General features: G+C 75.4%; 18 protein-coding genes. 9 read left to right on the plus strand and 9 right to left on the minus strand.

Annotated elements, in window-relative coordinates:
• Positions 1-6 precede the first annotated feature (6 nt).
• Entirely contained in the window at positions 7-1,629 is a 1,623-nt protein-coding gene (gene uppS, locus V1J52_RS10605; RefSeq protein WP_330139401.1) for a polyprenyl diphosphate synthase, read from the minus strand.
• Between the two features lie 349 nt (positions 1,630-1,978).
• Here uppS and V1J52_RS10610 point away from each other — a divergent pair, with 349 nt between their 5' ends.
• From V1J52_RS10610 to V1J52_RS10630, 5 genes are all read left to right on the plus strand, one after another.
• Positions 1,979-2,692, plus strand: a complete 714-nt coding sequence (locus tag V1J52_RS10610; RefSeq protein ID WP_330139402.1) for a hypothetical protein — start codon at positions 1,979-1,981, stop codon at positions 2,690-2,692.
• A gap of 179 nt (positions 2,693-2,871) precedes the next feature.
• Positions 2,872-3,285 (plus strand): ATP-binding protein, encoded by a 414-nt coding sequence (locus tag V1J52_RS10615; RefSeq protein WP_330139403.1) that lies wholly within the window; start codon positions 2,872-2,874, stop codon positions 3,283-3,285.
• Between the two features lie 88 nt (positions 3,286-3,373).
• Positions 3,374-4,156 (plus strand): VOC family protein, encoded by a 783-nt coding sequence (locus V1J52_RS10620; protein ID WP_330139404.1) that lies wholly within the window; start codon positions 3,374-3,376, stop codon positions 4,154-4,156.
• A gap of 250 nt (positions 4,157-4,406) precedes the next feature.
• The gene (locus tag V1J52_RS10625) at positions 4,407-5,453 is read left to right on the plus strand and encodes a sigma-70 family RNA polymerase sigma factor (protein WP_443075798.1); all 1,047 of its coding nucleotides are present in this window, start codon (positions 4,407-4,409) and stop codon (positions 5,451-5,453) included.
• 95 nt (positions 5,454-5,548) lie between these two features.
• Positions 5,549-6,307 carry an alpha/beta fold hydrolase gene (locus V1J52_RS10630; protein ID WP_330139406.1) on the plus strand — a complete coding sequence of 253 codons (759 nt, stop codon included), beginning with the start codon at positions 5,549-5,551 and terminating at the stop codon, positions 6,305-6,307.
• 22 nt (positions 6,308-6,329) lie between these two features.
• Here the strand turns inward: V1J52_RS10630 and V1J52_RS10635 are convergent, their stop codons facing one another.
• A complete protein-coding gene (locus tag V1J52_RS10635) occupies positions 6,330-7,097 on the minus strand; it encodes a CPBP family intramembrane glutamic endopeptidase (protein WP_330139407.1) in 768 nt (255 codons plus the stop codon).
• Between the two features lie 331 nt (positions 7,098-7,428).
• Between V1J52_RS10635 and V1J52_RS10640 the strand changes: the two genes are divergently transcribed.
• On the plus strand, positions 7,429-7,794 hold the full coding sequence (locus V1J52_RS10640; protein WP_330139408.1) for an arsenate reductase family protein: 366 nt from the start codon (positions 7,429-7,431) through the stop codon (positions 7,792-7,794).
• On the opposite strand, the gene V1J52_RS10645 is transcribed toward V1J52_RS10640, so the two are convergent.
• From V1J52_RS10645 to V1J52_RS10665, 5 genes are all read right to left on the minus strand, one after another.
• Positions 7,791-8,684, minus strand: a complete 894-nt coding sequence (locus V1J52_RS10645) for a polysaccharide deacetylase family protein (protein ID WP_330139409.1) — start codon at positions 8,682-8,684, stop codon at positions 7,791-7,793. The genes V1J52_RS10640 and V1J52_RS10645 overlap by 4 nt on opposite strands.
• 187 nt (positions 8,685-8,871) lie before the next feature.
• Positions 8,872-9,915 carry a phosphatidylinositol-specific phospholipase C domain-containing protein gene (locus tag V1J52_RS10650; protein WP_330139410.1) on the minus strand — a complete coding sequence of 348 codons (1,044 nt, stop codon included), beginning with the start codon at positions 9,913-9,915 and terminating at the stop codon, positions 8,872-8,874.
• Between the two features lie 148 nt (positions 9,916-10,063).
• Positions 10,064-11,416 (minus strand): FAD-dependent oxidoreductase, encoded by a 1,353-nt coding sequence (locus V1J52_RS10655; protein WP_330139411.1) that lies wholly within the window; start codon positions 11,414-11,416, stop codon positions 10,064-10,066.
• Positions 11,417-11,718: 302 nt separating this feature from the next.
• On the minus strand, positions 11,719-12,609 hold the full coding sequence (locus tag V1J52_RS10660; RefSeq protein WP_330139412.1) for a TIGR01777 family oxidoreductase: 891 nt from the start codon (positions 12,607-12,609) through the stop codon (positions 11,719-11,721).
• A 28-nt stretch (positions 12,610-12,637) separates the two neighbouring features.
• Complete coding sequence (locus V1J52_RS10665; protein ID WP_330139584.1) at positions 12,638-13,159, minus strand: DUF4240 domain-containing protein; 522 nt, start codon at positions 13,157-13,159, stop codon at positions 12,638-12,640.
• A 159-nt stretch (positions 13,160-13,318) separates the two neighbouring features.
• On the opposite strand from V1J52_RS10665, the gene V1J52_RS10670 reads away from it, so the two are divergent.
• A complete protein-coding gene (locus V1J52_RS10670; protein WP_330139413.1) occupies positions 13,319-14,263 on the plus strand; it encodes an SDR family oxidoreductase in 945 nt (314 codons plus the stop codon).
• Between the two features lie 206 nt (positions 14,264-14,469).
• Here V1J52_RS10670 and V1J52_RS10675 read toward each other — a convergent pair whose 3' ends face one another.
• Positions 14,470-15,510: a helix-turn-helix transcriptional regulator gene (locus V1J52_RS10675; protein ID WP_330139414.1), complete on the minus strand. Its 1,041-nt coding sequence runs from the start codon at positions 15,508-15,510 to the stop codon at positions 14,470-14,472.
• 151 nt (positions 15,511-15,661) lie between these two features.
• Here V1J52_RS10675 and V1J52_RS10680 point away from each other — a divergent pair, with 151 nt between their 5' ends.
• Both V1J52_RS10680 and V1J52_RS10685 read left to right on the plus strand, forming a co-directional pair.
• Positions 15,662-17,188 carry a sodium-dependent transporter gene (locus V1J52_RS10680; RefSeq protein ID WP_330139415.1) on the plus strand — a complete coding sequence of 509 codons (1,527 nt, stop codon included), beginning with the start codon at positions 15,662-15,664 and terminating at the stop codon, positions 17,186-17,188.
• On the plus strand, positions 17,188-17,325 hold the full coding sequence (locus V1J52_RS10685; protein WP_330139416.1) for a methionine/alanine import family NSS transporter small subunit: 138 nt from the start codon (positions 17,188-17,190) through the stop codon (positions 17,323-17,325). The genes V1J52_RS10680 and V1J52_RS10685 overlap by 1 nt, the downstream gene beginning before the upstream one ends.
• 120 nt (positions 17,326-17,445) lie before the next feature.
• Here the strand turns inward: V1J52_RS10685 and aceE are convergent, their stop codons facing one another.
• Positions 17,446-20,136, minus strand: coding sequence for a pyruvate dehydrogenase (acetyl-transferring), homodimeric type (aceE, locus tag V1J52_RS10690; RefSeq protein WP_330139417.1), 2,691 nt, complete (start codon positions 20,134-20,136; stop codon positions 17,446-17,448).
• Between the last annotated feature and the right edge of the window lie 148 nt (positions 20,137-20,284).

The raw sequence follows: 20,284 nt of genomic DNA on the forward strand, positions 1-20,284 counted from the left end.
GGGGGTTCACGCGTCCCGGGCCGGTTCCTCCTCCACTGGGCGGGCGGGACGGGGGAGGCTCCCGCCGAACCGGCGCTGGCGTCCCTCGTACACCGTGACGGCCTCCCGCAGCTGGGCCAGGCCGAAGTCGGGCCAGGGGGCCGGGTCGAAGACGAGTTCGGCGTAGGCCAGGTGCCAGGGCAGGAAGTTGCTGATCCGCTGCTCGCCGGAGGTGCGGATCAGCAGGTCGACGTCGGGGAGACCGGGCACGTACAGGTGGCGGGCCAGGTCCTCCGGGTCGATGTCCTCGGGCCGGATCGTCCCGGCGGCCGCCTCGGCGGCCAGCGCGCGGGCCGCGGCGGTCAGTTCGTCCCGTCCGCCGTAGTCGACGCAGAGGGTCAGGGACAGCGCGTCGTTGTGCGAGGTCATGCTCTCCACCAGCGTCAGGGCGGAGGCGAGCGACGGTTCCAGGCGGTCGCGCCGCCCGCACCAGCGCACCCGCACGCCCAGCTCGTGCAGCCACTCGACGCCCAGGGCGATCCCCTCTCCCAACGTCTCGAACAGGAAGGTCACTTCCTCCTGGGAGCGATCCCAGTTCTCGGTGGAGAACGCGTAGACGCTCAGGTGCCGGATGCCCAGCCGCAGGGCGGCGTTGACCAGACGCATCGCGGCCCACTCGCCGGTGCGGTGGCCCTGGGAGACCGTCAGCCCGCGCCGCGCCGCCCACCGCCGGTTGCCGTCCATGATGACGGCGACGTGGTGCGGGACTTCCCCCGTGTGCGGCGGGCTCGCGCGGCGCAGTGCCGCGCCGGTCGACGTCAGCGGTTCGACGCCGTCGGTGAAGATCCGGCCGCGCTGGAGCGTGACCTCGTCGAACTGGAGCTGCACTCCCAGGATCAGGGTGTGCAGGAACGGCTGGTACGGGAGGCCCACCATCGCGGCCACCGGCACCACTTGCTCCAGCAGCTCACACCAGCGGCCGAGCTGGACGTCCGCCAGCGCGTCCAGCGCCCCCCGGGGTTCCCCGCGCCGGAGGTCCCCGACGGCCAGCCCGAACCGGCGCAGGTCGGCGTGCGGCAGGTAGCAGCGGCCGGCGGCGAGGTCGAGCGGGAGGTCCTCGACGTTGTCCACGAGCTGGCACACCTCCCCGAGCACCGAGAGCGTCGCCGTCGCCCCCGGCACCTCCGCTTGCAGCATCGGAGCCCACATCTCGAAGATCGTGCCCGCGATGCCCCGCAGGTAGCGCCGCTGGTCGTCGAAGGTCTCGAAGGCGGGCGGGGCGGCGCAGTCGGCCTGGAGGGTGTCGAAGAACTCGGCGAGCACCGCCTGGTCGAGGTCCCACCGCAGCACCGTGTCGACGAACGCCCGCCGCAGCGGGTGCCCGCTGTGCCCGGAGCACAGCTCCGCCAGGGTGTCGGAGCGCCACCGGGCGATCCGGATCTCGCGGTCGGCCCGGGTTCCGCCCTCGTCGGCGATGCGGTCGCTCCGCGCCAGGAACGCCTGCATGGCGTGGAAGTGGGGGCGGAGCGCGACGGGCAGCATCTCGGTGGCCCGCCACATCGGCGCCAGGAACTGCTTCGCCTCGGCCGCGCACAACGCGTACGACTCCCGCAGCGCGGACGAGTCGAAGGCGTCCTCGTGCTCCTGCATGGGCTGGCCTCCCCTTCGGTCGCGCCGCCCACGCGGGCCCGCCGCTCCGGTGCGGCGGCGGGGGCGGCGCCTGCTGCCCCGGCCCGCGGCCGCGGGCTCCACCCTCACCAACGAGACGCCGCCCTGCCGGTACCGGGGTGATGGACAAATTTTCTGTACAAGTGACAACCGCCGCCCGTGCGTACCGCCGCCCGCGTGCTCCGGCGCCCGGCGGTCGTCCGGCCGCGGGGCCGTGCCCCGGGGCGGACTGCGGTGCGCGCCCGGCGCGGAGCCGGCTCCGCGCGGCCGTCCGCCCCACCACGGGAAGGCCGGTGCCGTACCCGGACCCGGTGATCACTAGGCTCGTGCCATGCGATACGCCAGAACGATAACCGCCGTCGTGGCCGCCGGTCTGCTGACCGCCGGCTGCGGCGGGGACACCGAAGACGACGCGGCCTCCACCGCCACGCCGACGGCCGCGGCGGGGGCGGCCGTGGACGAGGAGACGGGGGCTCCGGCGGACGGGGCGCGGCCCGAGGGGGAGCAGCGGCCCGTCGTGGTCGAGCCGCCCGCCGAGGAGCCGGTGCGCAGCAACCCGACGCTCAGCCCGTCGCCCGACTCCGGAGCCGACCTCACCGAGAAGATCATCTACGAACTCCGCCAGCGCACGGTGGAGATGGCCGGTGTCGTCAAGGACACCGAGGGCTCGTGCGAAGGCGGCGAGGTGACGCTCAAGGCGGGCGCCACGACCGCGTGCACGATCACCTACGAGGGCGTCGAGGTGCCCTGGGAGGTGAACATCGCCGACGACTACGAAGAGGGCTCGTTCATCGTCCGCTACGACATCGCCCCCACGAAGGGCGTCCTCGTCGGCGAGACCGTCCGGGCGGAGTTCTGGAAGCTCCAGAACACCATGAGCGACGACCTGCGCTGTGACGAGCTGCCCGAGGTCGAACTCGTGGAGATCGACACGGACACGGGCTACCGGTGCCAGTACCTCATCGAGGAGGACGACGGCCCGGGCCGCTACAGCGACCGCATCGTCAAGGTCGACGACCGGGACGTCGAGTTCGACCTTCCGTGAGGCGGCCGGCCGCGGTGGTCCCGGGCGCGCCCGGGACCACCGCGGCCCCTCCTCCGCGGCGCCGTCTGCTACATCGCGGAAAGAACCCCGGTCCGACCCGGTTAGGTCATGCTCCGTGACGGCATGGTCACTGTGTGAAGCCAGATACTCCATCCACCGACGCCGCGCGGACCTTCCGCATGCGCTTCAGCTCCACCCAGCGCGGGGCCCGGCTCGCCCGGCGGTTCGCCGCCGAACGGCTCGACGCCTGGGGGCTGCCGTACGGCTGCGAGCTGGCGCGGAACGCCGAACTCGTCGTCGGGGAACTGTGCGCCAACGCCGTGTGGCACGGCTGCGTCGCCGGACGGGACTTCGAGCTGCGGCTCGCCGTCGTGGGGCGGTGCGTGCGGATCGAGGTGTCCGACGCCCGCGACGAGCGGTACCCGCCCACGGCGGTCCGTCTCCCGCCTCCCGGCGCCGAGTCCGGTTACGGCCTCGTCCTCGTCGACGCCCTCGCCGTCCGCTGGGGCAGCCGCCCCCGCGATCCGGTCGGCAAGACCGTCTGGGCGGAGCTGGCCAGGCCGGTCAGGCCCAGCGGACCCCTCGGGCGGTGACGCGCGGCGCGCGGGCGGTGTCGCGCGGTTGTCGGTGGCGGGTGTCAGGGTGGACGGGACCGCTGTCGCCAAGTGGAGGTAATGCGTCGTGCTGAGTACCGCGTTCGTGCCGGGAGCACCCGTCTGGATCGATCTGGGCAGCCGGGACGTGGCCGCTTCGGCCGGGTTCTACCGGAGGCTGTTCGGGTGGGCGTTCCGCCCGGCCGGGCCCGACGCCGGGGGGTACGGCTTCTTCGAGTCCGCGGGGCGCGTCGTCGCCGCGGCCGGGCCGCTGCGGGACGGCGGCGACCCGGCGTGGACGGTGTACTTCCACACCGAGGACGCCGACGCGACGGCCCGCGTCGTCGAGGCCGCCGGGGGAGAGGTGCGGGCGGAACCGGCCGAGGTGTTCACCGCCGGACGGGCGGCCACGTTCGCCGATCCGACCGGCGCCGCGTTCGCCGTCTGGGAGCAGGGCGAACGGCTGGGCCTGGACGTGGTGGACGCCCCGGGCGCGCTGTGCTGGACGGAGCTGTACAGCACCGACGCCGTCGCCGCCCGGGACTTCTACGCCGCCGTGTTCGGCTGGGAGTTCACCGACGTGCCGATGCCGGGCACCACCTACTGCGTCGCCGCGCCCGCCGGGGCCGGGGACGCCGGGGCGCACGCGGGGCTGATGACGCTCCTGCCGGAGAACCTCGCGGCCGGTTCCGGTTCCGAGTGGCACCCGTACGTCGCGGTGGAGGACTGCGACGCCGTCTGGGCGGAGGCCGTCGCGGGCGGGGCGGAGGAGCTGTTCGGGCCGATGGACGTGCCGGGCAACGGACGGCTGGCGATGTTCCGCGACCCGCAGGGCGCCGTCTGCGCGATCCGCACCGGCCAACGCGCCTGACGCCGCCCGAGCCGAGCCGAGGCGGCTGCCAAAGCCGGGGACGCCTCCGACGCAGGGGCCGCCGCCCGAGCCGAGGACGACGCCCGAGCCGAGGGCCCGCCGACGCAGGGGCCGCCGCGGGGTGTGGGCCGGGGAAGCACCGCCGCGGCCGGTCCCCGCTCCTGCGCCGGAAGGCCGTTGTCAGTCCCCTCTGCGAGGATGGCGAACACGCGCACAGCTTGGGCGACAAAGGGGCGACGCCATGGCAGAGATGCAGGTCAGCGAGGTTCGTGAGGTCCGCGGAGCCGATCGCTGGGCGGAACGTGAGGCCGTTCGTGACGGGACGGCCGACGGTGACTTCCCGCAGCTCGCCGACCCGTTCCGGCGCGAGCTGCTGGCCCACTGCTACCGGATGCTGGGATCGGTGCACGACGCGGAGGATCTCGTGCAGGAGACGTACCTGCGTGCCTGGCGGGCCTACGACAAGTTCGAAGGCCGCTCCTCGATGCGCACCTGGCTGCACCGGATCGCCACCAACACCTGCCTCGACGCGCTGGAGAGCCGCAGCCGCCGCCCGCTGCCCACCGGGCTCGGGCAGCCCAGCGCGGACCCGTCCGAGGATCTCGTCGAGCGCGGCGAGGTGCCCTGGCTGGAGCCGGTGCCGGACGCCCTGGTCGGCGCGGCCGGGGCCGATCCGGCCGCCGTCGTCACCTCGCGCGAGAGCATCCGGCTCGCCTTCGTCGCCGCCCTCCAGCACCTGCCCGCCCGGCAGCGCGCCGTCCTGCTGCTGCGGGACGTGCTCAGGTGGCGGGCCGCCGAGGTGGCCGAGCTGCTCGGCACCTCCGTCGCCTCGGTCAACAGCGCACTCCAGCGCGCCCGCGCCCAGCTGAAGCAGGTGGCCCCCACGGAGGAGTCCGTCACCGAGCCCGCCGGGAGCGAGCGGCGTGCGCTGCTGGACCGCTACGTCGCCGCCTTCGAGGTGAAGGACGTCGCGGAGATCGTCAAGCTCTTCAGCCAGGACGCCGTCTGGGAGATGCCGCCGTTCACCGGCTGGTACCAGGGCCCGGCCGTCATCGGCGAGCTGATCGACACCCGGTGCCCCGCCGGTCCGGGGGACATGCGGCTGATACCCGTCGAGATGAACGGCCAGCCCGCCTTCGGCGTCTACATGCTCGGCGAGGACGGCACCTACCGGCCGTTCCAGCTCCAGGTCCTCACCCTCACCCCGGCCGGCGTCTCGCACGTCGCCGCCTTCCTCGACACCAGCCTCTTCGCCACCTGCGGCCTCCCGGAGAGCCTGCCGGCCGGAGCCGAGTAGGGACCGCCCACGCGGGGCGCCGCCCCCGGCCGCCGGGGCGGGCGTCACCATGGGAGCGCCGCCGGGAGAGGCCCGGCCGCGGAAGGGCCCCACCGGTGGATCATCCCCGCTACGTCACGCACGCGTCACCCACCGGGCCGGGAGCCCTCGTCCTGCTCCTGCACGGAGGCCGTTCCGGGGCGCTGGAGCCGCCGACGCGGTGGAACCTGCCGGGCCTGCGGATGCGGCCGTTCGCCCGTGCGATCGCACGGGAGTGCGCGCGGCTGCGGCCCGTCGTCGCCCACGTCCGCTACCGCCACCGCGGCTGGAACGGGGAGCGCGCCGACGCCCTCCAGGACGCCGAGGAGGCCCTGCGCGCCCTGCTGGCGGCCATCGGAGAGGTGCCCGTCGTCCTGGTGGGGCACTCCATGGGCGGCCGGGCCGCCCTGCGTGCCGCCGCCCACCCGGCCGTGCGCGGCGTCGTCGGGCTCGCCCCCTGGTGCCCGCCCGGCGAGCCGGTCGCCCACCTCGCGGGCAAGCGCCTCGTCCTCCTGCACGACCGGGACGACGGCGTCACGGACCCGCACGGCACCTGGGCCCTCCTGGACCGCGCCCGCGACGCCGGGGCGGGCGCCTGCGGCGTCGTCCTCGCGGGCAGCGACCACGCGATGCTGCGCCGCGCCGGGACGTGGCACACGCTCGCGGCCCGCCTCGCCCACGGCCTGCTGCTGCCCGCCGCGCTGCCGGGCCCCGTCAGCGCCGCACTCGCCGCGTCCGCGGGCCGCCCGCCGGAGCTTCTGACCCCGGCGCGGATACCGGCCGTGCCCGCGGCGGCCGTCCCGGCGCCCCGGCAGGACGGCTCCGGGCGGCCCTGAGCACCGGCCCGGCGGCCTCCGGTCAGCGGCGTGCCGTCGGCGGGGCGCCGGGACGCGTTCCCGGCGTGCGGGGGCGGTTGACGAGGTGCGCGGCGAGGAAGCCGAGCGAGTTCAGCGCGGTGTGGAGCAGGGCGGGGGCCACGAGACTGCCGCTGCGGTGCCGCAGTGCCGCGAAGAGCACCCCGGCGGCGCCCGTCGCCAGCACGTTGCCCGCCGCCGTCGCCGCCGTCGAGGGGGTGCCGCCTGCCGTGGAGGCCCGGGCCAGGGCGGGGTTGGCCCGGGGCAGGGCGGTCGCCGGCAGGACGTGCCACAGCCCGAACAGGGCGGCGGCCGTCGCATGCGCCCGCGCCTGCCCGTACCGGGGCCGCAGCAGCGCGGGCAGCACACCGCGGAAGCCCGCCTCCTCCAGCAGCACCGTGCCCAGCGGCACGTCCACGAGGGCCTGGCGCAGCACACCGGGCAGCGTCGGCGCGGCCCGCCGGTCGGCGAACAGCGGGCGGGTGGCGGGCAGGGCGGCCCCGGCGCCGTACAGCGCGGCGACGGCGCAGGCCGCCGCACCGCCGTCCCGCAGGCCGCGCCGGGCGGCGGCGGGGGAGAGCCCGATGTCGCTCCGGCGCAGCCCGGCCCGGTGCCCGAGCGCCAGCACCGCCCCGGCGGCGGCGACGGACACCGGCACGCCGGCGGCCCGGGGCAGCCGGTCCTTGAGGAACTGCGCGGTGCCGAGCACGCCGAGCACCGCGAGGAGCGCGGGCCGGTCGCGGCCGGGCCGGGCGGGGAGCGGAGGCGTCATGAGGAGGGAGCGTACGCCCGCGCCGCGCGTTCCGTGCCGCCCGCCGCCCGCCGCCCGCCGCCCGCCGGGTCCGGGACAGGGGCGGCCGGGCAGACCATCGCGCCGCTCCTCCACGGGCTGGGGAGGTGGAGCGGCGCGACGACCTCGTGGGCCTCCTCACCTCGGCCACGACGCACCCGGCCTTCCTGGCACCGCACCGGCGCCACTCGGCTGGGCACGTCCGGCCACTCCTCCATGGTGCGGTCATATCGCCCGGTCGCGCACGTTCGCCCGTGCTTGCGGTGTCCCGGCCGGTGGAGCCGTCACGCGGCGGCGGCGTAGGTTGGGGCGCATGGAGATCTGGGTCAACCCCGCCTGTTCCAAGTGCCGCAGCGCCGTGCGCACGCTGGACGAGGCGGGGGCGGAGTACACCGTGCGGCGCTATCTGGAGCAGCCGCCCACCGAGGAGGAGCTGCGTGACGTGCTGGGGCGCCTCGGTCTCGAACCGTGGGACCTCGTGCGCACGCAGGAGCCGCAGGCCAGGGAGCTGGGCGTGCGGGACTGGCCGAGGACGGAGGCGGAACGGGGCCGCTGGATCGCCGCCCTCGCCGCCCACCCGAAGCTCATCCAGCGTCCCGTGATCACCGCGGACGACGGGACCGCCCTCGTCGCCCGCACCGACGAGGCCGTCCGCGACGCCCTGGCCCGCCGTCCCTAGGCCTGCCGCCCGGTGAGGGGGACGGGGAGGTAGCCGCGGTCCAGGAGGCGGGGGAGGAAGTGGGCGAGCGCCGCGACGGTCGGCTCGCGGCCGTCGCCGCCGTCGTGGGCGAGGACGATCGCGCCCGGGTGGACACCGCGCAGCACGCGGGTGCGGATGGTCCGGGTGTCGGGCCGGGTGACCCAGTCGAGGGAGTCCACGGACCAGCCCATCGGTTCCATTCCCAGCTCGGCGCAGATCCGCAGTGACGGGGCGTCCCAGGCGCCGTAGGGGGCACGGGCCAGCAGGGGCGGGGCGCCGAGGGCGCGGTCGACGAGGTCGCAGGTGCGGCCCAGTTCCGTGCGGACGCGGGCGGCGGGGACCAGGTCGAGCTGCGGATGGCTCCAGGAGTGGTTGGCCACCACGTGCCCGTCCGCCGCGACGGCCTTGAGCACGTCCGGGTGCCACGCCGCGTTCTCCCCGATGACGAAGAACGTCGCCCGGACGCCGTGGCGGCGCAGGACCGCCAGAACGGCCGGGGTCCGCGTGGGGTGCGGGCCGTCGTCGAAGGTGAGGGCCACGTAGCGGCCCGGCCGGGGCAGCGTCTCGTGCGCCGCCGTCCGGACGGGGACGGGGCGCCGGTCCGTCCCGTCCCCCCGCCGTCCGTGCCCGGCCAGCGGGCGCAGCCGGTACGAGGGCGGAGCGGGCGGACGCGCGTCGGCCCGCGCGGTGGGGCGGCCGGGGGACCCGGACGGCGCGGAGCCGGGTCCGGGCCCCGGTCCGGCGCCGGGCCGCCCCGGCGGGAGGGGCCCGGGTTCGCCGGTCAGGAGGCGGTACAGGGCGAGCACGCCGAGCCCGGCGCCGCCGCGCAGCAGGAGGCGGCGGGAGGCGTCACGAGGGTCGTACTGCATGACGTACGGATCTCATGCCCGCCGCCTCCCGCCGCCCAGGCGCACCGCGCCGCCGGGAACGGCACCCGGAAGACCGGCCCGGCGCGCGCCCGGCCCCGCGCCCGCCTACCGTGGTGACGGACTGGGCCGCGCGCCGTGCCCGGCCAGGGCGCGCCCACGGAAGGCGTGCCCCGGGGAGCCCGGCCCGTCAGCCGCGCGGCAGCACCGTGGAGAGCACCCGGGGCAGCGGCGTCCAGTCGGTCGAGACGACCGTCGCGTGGGCCGCGGCCAGCTGCGCCACCCGTGCCCGCGCCGCGTCCTCGCCCGGGTTGCGGGCGTCCAGCGCGGGCGGCACCGCGTGCGCCGACGTCATGACGAGCAGGTAGTGGTGCCGGGCGTACCAGGCGGTGTCCACGCCGCCGCCCGCGTAGGCGGCGGCGTCCCCGTCGAAGACCACGAACCACGGCCGCAGCCCGGTGTCCGCGTAGCGCTCGCGCGGGTCGCCCGGCCCGGCGCGGTGCACGGCCGGGAAGGCGGCCGCCCGCCCGAGCGTGCCGGAGGCGGCCAGGGCGCGCAGGTGCCGGGCGTACTCCACGTCCGTCCACAGCGAGTCGAAGGGGTTGCCCTCCTCGACGGTGCCGGGGATCAGGTGGATGAGGAACTTCCCGGCGAGTGCGTCCCGCGACGGCCAGGCACCGGCCCGCGCCGCCGCGTCCGGCGTGGGGTGCGCGCCCATCAGGTCGGCCGGGCGGAAGACGGCGTCGCCCAGCTCCCGGTCCACCAGCGCGTCGAACGCGGCGGGCCCGCGTCCGGCCTGCGCGTTGAAGCCGTCCTTCAGCTCGATCTTGAGCTGGATCGGACGGTGCCCCGGGTTCGCCTCGTGCCAGGCGCGCAGGTCGGACAGGCAGCCCGCGAGGTCCCGGTTGCGCGCCTTGCTCCGCAGCTCGGCGGCGGAGGAGGCGTCCACGCAGTTGTTGGCGTTCCACAGCGGCGTCTCGTGCGAGACCCGCCATCCCGCGCCGAACGCGTTGGTCCACACGTCCAGTTCGAGCAGCGCGGCGCCGGAGTCGAGGGCGTCGGCGAGGTAGGGGTAGGCAGCCTGTTCGTAGGCGTTGTGCACGCCGACGCCGGTGGTCGCGGAGTACGGGAGGGCGTCCGGCCCGGCGTCGGCCGGGCGGGGCTGGGCCTGGGCGGGCACGGTGGCCAGTGCGGCAAGGAGCACTGCCGCGGCCAGGGGGGTGGACTTGCGCACGTCGGGGTCGCCGCCTTCGCTGTCGAGACCGGGGCCCGGCCGGGCCGTTCCCGGCCGGGCTGGAGCAAAACAGCGACAGGCTAAGCGGGTTGGCCCGCGTCCGGGTACGGCTCAGGCGAACAGCCGGCCAACCCCGGGCGTCACGGCGTCAGGCCGCGCGGAGGACGGGGCGGGGGCACGCGGGGACGCCGAAGTCGCGGCGGACGGCCTCCGCCGCGCGCAGCGCCGAACGCAGCGCGCCCTGCGGCGTGCCGGTGTCCCGGTGGTCCCCGCACAGGTAGAGCCCGGTCAGGACGCGCACCGGGCGCCGGGCGTCGTGCGGCGCGGGCATCGCGGGGACGGCGTGCGGCTCGTGGTGGACGGCCAGCAGCTCCCACCGCCGGGCGTCCACCCCGTACAGGGCGCCGAGTTGCGGGCGGACGGCCTCGTCGAGGACGCCCGGCGGGGCGAGGGCGTTCGCGCCGAGCACCACCGACGTCACCAGGGTGCGGCCGGGCGGCGTCCGGGACGGGTCGACGGCGGAGGCCACCGCCGTGTGGGTCACCGGGCCGCGCCGGTCGCCGTCCAGCACCAGTGCCGGATCGGCGGGCGGCGGCGCCGCGTCGGCGGCGTGGTGCAGGACGGTCACCGGGTGGTACCGGGGCACCCGGACGCCCGGCAGCAGCGCGGCGGCGTCCCGCGCGCCGGTCGCGATGAGCACGGCCCGGCAGCCGAGCGTGCCGCCCCCGTCCGTCTCGACGGCGTTGGCCGACACCGCGACGGCCCGCACGCCCGTACGCACCGTGCCGCGCGGCAGGGCCGCCGCGAGCAGGCCCGGCAGCGTTGACGCGCCACCGGCGGGCAGGGCCAGGCCGCGCCGGGCGAAGCCGCGCAGCGCCAGGTCCACGACGCGGCTGGACGTCGTGAGCCCCGGGTCCGCGGTGAGGGCGGCCACCAGTGGGCGCAGCAGCGTCCCGACGGTGCGGGAAGGGACGCCCCGCGCCGCCCAGGCCCGCGCGGCCGGCTGCTCGGGGCGGGCGAGCAGCCGCTCCGGGGCGGTGGCGGCGAGCCGGGCGAGCTGGGCGCGCAGCCGGGCGGCGTCGAGCGCCGTGCCGAGGGAGCGCGCGGTGTGCCGGGCGCTCCCGCCCGTGCTCCCGGTACCACCCCCGGCGGCGCCGCCCGCGCCGGGGCGCAGCGCCCGCGCGCCGCCCAGCCGGACCGTGCGCTCCGTGCCCCGCACCACCGCGCCCGGGGCGAAGGGCCGCAGCGTCAGGGCGGCGAAGGCGGGGAAACGATTCAGCTCGGGCCAGTCGGCGCACAGCAGGTGCGCGCCGTGGTCCAGCCGGTAGCCGTCCGCGTCGGTGGTGGCCATCCGGCCGCCCACCGCGTCGGCGGCCTCCACGACGGTGACGGCCAGACCCGCTCCGGCCAGCTCGTGTGCCGCCGCCAGCCCGGCCAGACCGGCTCCGACGACGACGACGTCCGCGGTGTCCGTGCGACGTATGGGTGCAGTGCCGAGCACGTGCCCTCCCGAGGTCGGTGAACCCGATGGAACCCGCGTCGGCCCGTCCCGTGCGGCCGAGCGTGCCGGGCTGATGCCCCCCGGGCCGCTCCGGCAAAGCTCCGGTGTGCCACGACCCTACGGAGCTACGGGAACCGGTGGAGACGCGCATGGACAGGGCACGGGCGCACACCGGTCGCACAGCGCCGCGGCACGGGCGCACACCCCTGCGGTCACCCGCCGGCACGTGGCGGATCACCGGTGGGGTGACAGGCCGCCGCAGGACGCCACGGGCCACGGAGCGTCCGTTACAAGAGCGTCCGTTACGGGAGGGCGGCGCGGATGGCGTCGTCGATGCGGGGGAACGCGAACGTGAACCCCGACTCCGTCAGCCTCCCCGGCAGCACCCGGGCGCTGCCGAGCACGTCCCCGGCGAACTCGCCCAGCGCCAGCCGCAGCAGCGGTGCGGGGGCGGTGGCCAGCGTCGGCCGGTGCAGCACCCGCCCCATGGCGGCCGTCACCTCCCGGTTCGTCACCGGCTCGGGAGCGGTCAGGTTCACCGGCCCCGACACGTCACCGGCCTCCAGCAGGTGCCGCAGCGCGGCGACGGTGTCGTGCAGCGCGATGAAGCTCCAGAACTGCCGCCCGTCGCCCAGCCGTCCGCCCAGCCCGGCGCGGAACAGCGGGAACAGCCGACCCCACGCACCGCCGTTCCGGGCCACGACCAGCCCGGTGCGGGCGAACACCGTCCGCACCCCGGCGTCCTGCGCGGGCGCCGCCGCGGCCTCCCACTCCTGGCACAGCTCCGGCAGGAAACCGGTGCCCGGCCCGTCCGACTCGTCCACCGGACGGCTGCCGGGGTAGCCGTAGAAGCCCACCGCGCTGCCGCACACGAAGACGCGCGGCGGCGTGGCGAGCCCGGCGACCGCCTCGGCCACCACCCGCGTCCCGCGGACCCGGCTGTCGCGGAGCGTGCGCTTGTAGGCGGCCGTCCAGCGGCGGTCGCCGACGCCCGCGCCCGCCAGGTGCACCACGCCGTCGCAGCCCGCGAGGCCGGAGGAGTCCAGGTAGCCCTGCTCGGGACGCCACTGCGCCTCGTCAGCCGCCCGTGCCGGGCGCCGCACGAGCCGCACGACCTCGTGCCCGTCGGCGCGCAGCGAGCGGACGAGGGCCGAGCCGATGAGTCCGGTGGAACCGGTGACCGCGATGCGCATGCGCCCATCCTCGCCGACGCGCGCGGGCTCAGCCGCGAAACCGCGCCCACAGTCCGGGGAACCGCTCGGCCAGCGCCCGGTCGTTCTCGAAGTCGAGGGGCGCGCCCTCCGGTTCGTCCTGCGGATCGGGCAGACCCAGGTCCGGCAGCTCCGTGCCGAGCAGCGCCTCGTACGCCTCGTCCGCCGCGTACCCCAGGTCGTCGCCGTCGCCGTCCACCTCGGGGTCGAAGTCCTCCAGCAGCCCGGCCAGGGCGTCCGGATCCCGGTGCAGGGCGCCCTCGAAGACCTTGCGGCCCTGCCCGATGAGCCAGCACCGGAAGGCGTCGAACACGTCGTCGCTGGCCCCGTCCAGCAGGACCCAGGCCGCGCCCCACACGTCCCAGCGGTACGCGCGGCGGCAGCGGACCTCGAAGTGCCGGGCGAAGTCCGTGACGGAGTCCGGATCGAGCTGCGTCAGCCGCTCGACCAGCAGTTCCGCGTGCTCCTCCGGGTCGCTGCCGGCTGCCGCGCGCGTGCGGTCGATCAGCTCCCAGAACTCGTCCTCGTGCATCGTCACGCGAACAGCATCCGCCCGCGCCCCGCGCCCCGCACGCGGAGGACGGCCACGGGGGAGACCCGCCCGCGGATCCGCGGGAAAACCTGACACGAGCTGACGGGTATCGGTGCGAACGTGACGCCGCAGACCGACGGACGGACACGAGGGAGCGGGATGGGCACGACGACGCAGAAGGCGGCGGGAACGCGGGGGCCGCTGGCCGGGCGGACCGCCCTGGTGGCGGGCGCCACCAGGGGGGCGGGCCGGGCGATGGCCGTGGAGCTGGGCCGGGCGGGCGCGACGGTGTACGCCACCGGGCGCACCACCCGCGAGCGGGTCAGCGAGGTCGGCCGGGCGGGCGAGACGATCGAGGAGACGGCCGAACTGGTGACGGCCGCGGGCGGCCACGGCATCGCCGTGCCCACCGACCACCTCGTCCCCGAGCAGGTCCGTGCCCTGGTGGAGCGCATCGACGCCGAGCGGGGGCGGCTCGACGTGCTGGTCAACGACATCTGGGGCGGCGACCACCTGATCGCCTGGGAGAGCCCGATGTGGGAGCACGACCTGGCGGACGGACTGCGCGCGCTGCGGCTCGGCGCGGAGACGCACCTCGTCACCAGCCACTACGCCATCCCCCTGCTGATCCGCCACCCCGGCGGGCTGGTCGTGGAGGTGACCGACGGCACCACCGCGTACAACCGCGAGTACCGCAAGCCCCTCTACTACGACCTCGCCAAGAACGCACCGCTGCGGATGGCCTACGCCCTGGCGCAGGAACTGCCCGCGCACGGCGCGACGGCGCTCGCCCTGACCCCCGGCTGGCTGCGCTCGGAGGCGATGCTCGACACGCACTTCAAGGTGACGGAGGAACGCTGGCGCGACGGGCTGGCGCAGGACCCGGCGTTCGCCGTGTCCGAGTCCCCGCTCTACGTCGCCCGCGCACTCGTCGCGCTCGCCGCGGACCCGGACGTCGCCCGGTTCAACGGGAAGTCGCTGGACAGCGGCTCGCTCGCCCGGATCTACGGATTCACGGACGCGGACGGCTCGCAGCCCGACGCCTGGCGCTACCTGCTCGACGCCCGCGCGGGCACCGAGGGGAACCCGGAGGACTACCGCTAGCACTGCGCCCGGCCACCCCGTCCGCGACGGACAACCCGGGCACGTCATCGCCCGGCTCACGGGCCGTGCCGGTCTCACGGCTTCGTCGGCGCTCAGAGCCCGAGGTGGAAGCGCAGCAGGCGGACCCGGTCCGGGCCGAGAACGTCTTCGGCGTCGTCAGCACCGAGGCCCCAGGCGGTCGTCCATGGTCGTCCACGGCGGCGACCCTAAGCGTGGACCGAGCCGTGGCCGTCGGCGGTTCCGGGGGGTTCGGCCGGGGTGGCTGCCTCGTAACGCTGCGTCATGCGGCGGGCGGCTTCGGCGAAGCGGGTCCGCAGGGCGGCGGGTGCCAGCACCTCCGCCTCGGGGCCGAGCGCGAGGAGCTGTTCGAAGGCCACGTCCGGCGACTCGACGGGCAGGGTGACGGTGATCCGCCCCTGCCCGTCCCGCTCGCCCGCCGCCAGCGCCTCCCGCGCCGCGGCCCTGTCGCTGTGCACGTGGGGGAGCCTGTGCGCTCCCGGCTCCGTGAGGCGCAGGACGACCTCGTCGCGCAGCAGTGACCGGGCGAACTCGGCGGCCCGCCGCTCCCAGAACGCGGGCAGGACGAAGTCCCCGTCGCGGGCGAAGTGTTCACCCGAGTGCCGTACCTCGGCGAAGCGGTCCACCCGGTAGACGCGGTGGCCGGAAAACGTCTGTTCGCCGGAGACGGCCCGGGCTATGAGGTACCAGACGCCCGCCTTCAGGACGAGCCCGTACGGCTCCAGCTCCCGCGCCACCTCCGTGCCGCCGCGCCGGTACCGGACGGTGACCCGCCGGTCGTCCCACACCGCCTCCGCCAGCTCCGGCAGCAGCGCCGGTGCCGTCGGTTCCTGCCACCAGCCCGGCGCGTCCAGGTGGAAGCGCTGCGCCACGCTGGCCCGCGCGTCGCCCAGCTCCGGGCGCAGCGCGGCGAGGATCTTGAGCCCGGCCGCCGACGCCGCGTCCGCCAGGCCCAGATCCCGCAGTGCGGAGGGCACGCCCGACAGGAACAGCGCCTCGGCCTCGGTGCGGGCCAGCCCCGTCAGCCGCGTCCGGTAGCCGCCGACGAGCCGGTAGCCGCCCGAGCGGCCCCGGTCCGCGTACACCGGCACCCCCGCCTCGGACAGCGCCGCCACGTCCCGCATGACCGTCCGCTCCGAGACCTCCAGCTCATGGGCCAGCTCGGCCGCCGTCATGCCCCGCCGGTTCTGGAGGAGCAGCACGAGGCGGATGAGTCGGGCGGCACGCATGCGGCCATTCTCCCGGTTCCGCGCCCTCGGCTCGCGCCGCCCCGTCAGATGACGCCGTCTCACCAGGTGAGCCGACGAGCGCTCCGGAGGCGATCGTTTCCAGCCACTGTTAGCGTGCAGGCACCTGGACAAGCACCGAGGAAATGTGACTATGAGTGATCAGCCCCGCGAGCAGTGGGGGACCCGGGCGGGGTTCATCCTGGCCGCGATCGGTTCCGCCGTCGGTCTGGGGAACATCTGGCGCTTCCCCGCCGAGGCGTACCGCAACGGAGGAGGCGCGTTCCTCCTGCCCTACCTCATCGCCCTGCTGACGGCCGGTCTGCCCCTGCTGATCATGGAGTACACGATCGGCCGGCGTTCGCGGAAGTCACCGCCCGCCGCCTTCCGCCGCCTGGCCCGTCCGGCGCAGTTCATCGGCTGGTGGCAGGTGACGATCTGCTTCGTCATCGCCACCTACTACGCGCTCATCCTGGCCTGGGCCGTCCGCTACGTCGGCTTCTCCGTCACCCAGGAGTGGGGGGGCTCCGCCGAGGACTTCCTCTTCGCGGAGTTCCTCCAGCTGGGCGAGACGCCCGGTGAGCTCGGCGGTTACGTCAGCGGCGTGTTCTGGCCCCTGCTGCTGGTGTGGGCGGCCGTCCTCGTCGTCCTGGCCCTCGGGGTCCGGCGCGGCATCGAGGCGGCGACGAAGGTGTTCATCCCGCTGCTGGTGGTCTTCTTCGGCGTCCTCGTCGTCCGCGCGGTCACCCTGGACGGCGCGTCGATCGGCCTGGACGCCTTCTTCACCCCCGACTGGGGGGCCCTGACGGACGGGAGCGTGTGGGTCGCCGCCTACGGGCAGATCTTCTTCTCGCTCTCCGTCGGCTTCGGCATCATGGTCACCTACGCGTCCTACCTGGGCCGCCGCTCCGACCTCACCGGCTCCGCGCTCGTCGCCGGGTTCGCCAACAGCTCCTTCGAGATCCTCGCGGGCATCGGCGTCTTCGCCACGCTCGGCTTCCTCGCCGCCAGCTCCGGCGGCGCGATCGGGGACGTGGAGGGCGGCGTCGGCCTGGCCTTCGTCGCGTTCCCGACGATCATCTCGCAGATGCCGCTCGGCGCCCTCTTCGGCGTGCTGTTCTTCCTGTCGCTGGTGATCGCCGGACTGACCTCGCTCATCAGCATCGTGCAGGTCATCGTCTCGGCCGTGCAGGACCGTTCCGGCATGCGACGGGTGCCCGCGGTGCTCTCGGTGGGCGGCGCCGTCGCCCTCGTGTCGCTGCTGCTCTACCCGACCAACGGCGGCCTCTACCTGCTGGACGCCGCCGACCGCTTCATCAACCAGTACGGCATCGCGCTCGCCGCGGTCGTCGCCGTCGTCACCGTCGCCTGGGTGCTGCGCAAGCTGCCCGAGCTCCAGCGCGACGCCGACGCCACCTCCGCCGTCTCCCTCGGCCGCTGGTGGAAGCTCTGCCTGGGCGTCGTCACGCCGATCGTCCTGGGCTGGATGCTGGTGGACGCGCTGAGCCAGGAGCTGGCCGAGAACTACGCCGGGTATCCGACCGGCTTCCTGCTCTGGGCGGGCTGGGGGGTGGCCGCCGCGGCGCTCGTCGTCGCCGTGCTCATCGCCCTCCTGCCCTGGCCCGGCCGGACGGACGGGGAACCGGCGGAGCAGGTCACGCGTGAGAAGGGGAGCCGCTGATGTCGACGAGCGCCGTCGTGATGATGATCGTCTCCATGGCCGTGGTGTGGGGCGGGCTGCTCGCGGCCGTCCTCAAGCTGCGCGGCCACCCCGAGACGGAGGTGCCGCCCGAGTCGCCGGAAGGCCACTCGGTCTGACGCGGCCGGACGGCCGCCCGCCCCGGCCGGACGGCGGCCGGGGCGGGGGACGGACTGGGCGGGGGACGGACGGCGGTCCCGGGCCCCCGGGACCGCCGTGCTCCGCCACAACCGGCCGGGTCAGGCCAGCCCGTAGCGCTCGGCCGCCTGCCGCACCGTCTCCTGCTTGACGTCGCCGCGCCGGGCGAGCTGGGCCAGCGCCGCGACGGCCACCGACCGCGCGTCCACGCCGAAGTGGCGGCGGGCGTTCTCCCGGGTGTCGGAGAGGCCGAACCCGTCGGTGCCCAGCGAGGAGTACTCCTGCGGCACCCACTGGCTGATCTGGTCCGGCACCTGGCGCATCCAGTCGCTGACCGCCAGCACCGGACCCGGCGCGCCCTCCAGCGCCCGCGTCACGTACGGGGTGCGGTCCTCGCCGCGCAGGGCGGCCGCGTCGCACTCCAGGGCGTCGCGGCGCAGTTCGCCCCAGGACGTCGCCGACCACACGTCGGCCGCCACACCCCACTCGTCGGCCAGCAGCTCCTGCGCCTCCAGCACCCAGTGGATCGCCGTCCCCGACGCGAGGAGCTGGACGCGCGGCGCCTGTCCGCCGTCCCGTGCCTCGGCCCGGCCCTCGCTGAACCGGTACAGGCCCCGGACGATGCCCTCCTCGACGCCCTCGGGCATCGCGGGCTGCGGCTTCGGCTCGTTGTAGACGGTCAGGTAGTAGAAGACGTCCTCGGCGTCCTCGCCGTACATGCGGCGCAGGCCGTCCTTGACGATGACGGCGATCTCGTAGGCGAACGCCGGGTCGTAGGAGAGGGCGGCCGGGTTCGTCGAGGCGATCAGCGGGGAGTGCCCGTCGGCGTGCTGGAGTCCCTCGCCCGTCAGCGTCGTGCGGCCCGCCGTCGCGCCGACGACGAAACCGCGGCCGAGCTGGTCGCCGAGCGCCCAGAACTGGTCGGCGGTGCGCTGCCAGCCGAACATCGAGTAGAAGATGTAGAACGGGATCATCGGCTCGCCGTGCGTGGCGTACGCCGTCGCCGCGGCGGTGAAGTCCGCCATGGCACCCGCCTCGGTGATCCCCTCGTTGAGGATCTGCCCGTCGGCGGCCTCCTTGTAGTACATGAGCTGGTCGCGGTCGACCGGCTCGTACGTCTGGCCCAGCGGGGAGTAGATGCCCGCGGAGGGGAACAGGGCCTCCATGCCGAACGTCCGCGCCTCGTCGGGGACGATCGGCACCCAGCGCCTGCCCGTCTCCTTGTCCCGCATCAGGTCCTTGACCAGGCGGACGAACGCCATCGTCGTGGCGATCTCCTGGCTGCCCGAGCCCTTGGTGAGCGACTGGAAGGACCGCTCGGCGGGGGCGGGCAGCGCGACCGGGTGGACCCGGCGGGCGGGGGCCGGGCCGCCGAGCGCGGCACGGCGCTCGTGCAGGTAGCGGACCTCGGGCGCGTCGGCGCCCGGGTGGGCGTAGGGGACGAGGTCGTCGTCCAGCTTCGCGTCCGGGATGGGCAGTTCCAGCAGGTCCCGCATGGCGCGGAACTCCTTGCCGGACAGCTTCTTCATCTGGTGGTTGGCGTTGCGCGACTCGAAGCCGGGGCCGAGCGTCCAGCCCTTGACCGTCTGGGCCAGGACGACGGTCGGCGCGCCCTCGTGCTCGATCGCCGCCCGGTACGCCGCGTACACCTTGCGCGGCTCGTGGCCCGCGCGGGAGGTGTGGAAGCACTCGGCGATCTTCGCGTCGGACAGCGTTCCCGCCATCGCGGCCAGCGCCGGGTCCGCGCCGAAGAAGTGGTCGCGGATGTAGGCGGCGTCGCGGGTGGCGTACGTCTGGAACTGGGCGTCCGGCACCTCGCGCAGCCGGCGCAGCAGCGCGCCGGTGGTGTCGAGCCGGATCAGCTCGTCCCACGCGGTGCCCCACAGCGACTTGACGACGTTCCAGCCCGCCGCGCGGAACTGGGCCTCCAGCTCCTGCACGATCTTGAAGTTCGCGCGGACCGGGCCGTCGAGGCGCTGGAGGTTGCAGTTGATGACGAACGTGAGGTTGTCCAGCCGCTCGCGGGCGGCGAGCGCCAGGGCGGCCGTCGACTCGGGCTCGTCCATCTCGCCGTCGCCCAGGAACGCCCACACGTGGCTGCGGCTGGTGTCCTTGATGCCGCGGTGGTGCAGGTAGCGGTTGAACCGGGCCTGGTAGACGGCCGACAGCGGACCCAGCCCCATGGAGACGGTGGGGAACTCCCACATCCACGGCAGCCGCCGCGGGTGCGGGTAGGACGGCAGGCCCTTGCCGCCGGACTCCTGGCGGAAGTGGTCGAGGTGCTCCTCGGTGAGGCGGCCCTCCAGGAACGCGCGGGCGTAGATGCCGGGGGAGGCGTGGCCCTGGATGTAGAGCTGGTCGCCGGAGCCGTGGGCCCGCGGGTCGTCCTTGCCGCGGAAGAAGTGCTGGAAGCCGGTCTCGTAGAGCCAGGCCGCCGACGCGTACGTGGCGATGTGGCCGCCCACGCCGTAGCGGCTGCCGCGCGTGACCATGGCGGCGGCGTTCCAGCGGTTCCACGCGGTGATGCGGCGCTCCAGCTCCGGGTCACCGGGCGGCTCGGGCTCGGCGGCGGTGGGGATGGAGTTGACGTACTCCGTCTCCAGGAGCGACGGCACGGCGAGTCCGCTGGTGCGGGCGTGTTCGACGGTGCGCCGCACCAGGTAGGCGGCGCGCTGCGGACCGGCGGCGTCCGCGACGGCGTCCAGGGACTCGCGCCATTCGGCGGTCTCCTGGGGGTCGCGGTCCGGGAGCTGGTCCAGCTCGCTCGGACGGCTGCGTACGGGGTCAGTCATCAAGGCCGCCTTCCGGATGGGGACGGGTGGGGCTGGGGCGCAGGGCAGGACAGGGGTGAGCCCGCGCGGATGACGATAATCCCCGATCGATGATCGATCAAAGCTTCGAGCGCGACTTTTCGCATTCCTGAAAGAAATAGGCATCGCG

Origin of the sequence: Streptomyces solitudinis (genome assembly GCF_036323765.1) — a bacterium.
In the GTDB taxonomy this organism is placed as follows: domain Bacteria; phylum Actinomycetota; class Actinomycetes; order Streptomycetales; family Streptomycetaceae; genus Streptomyces.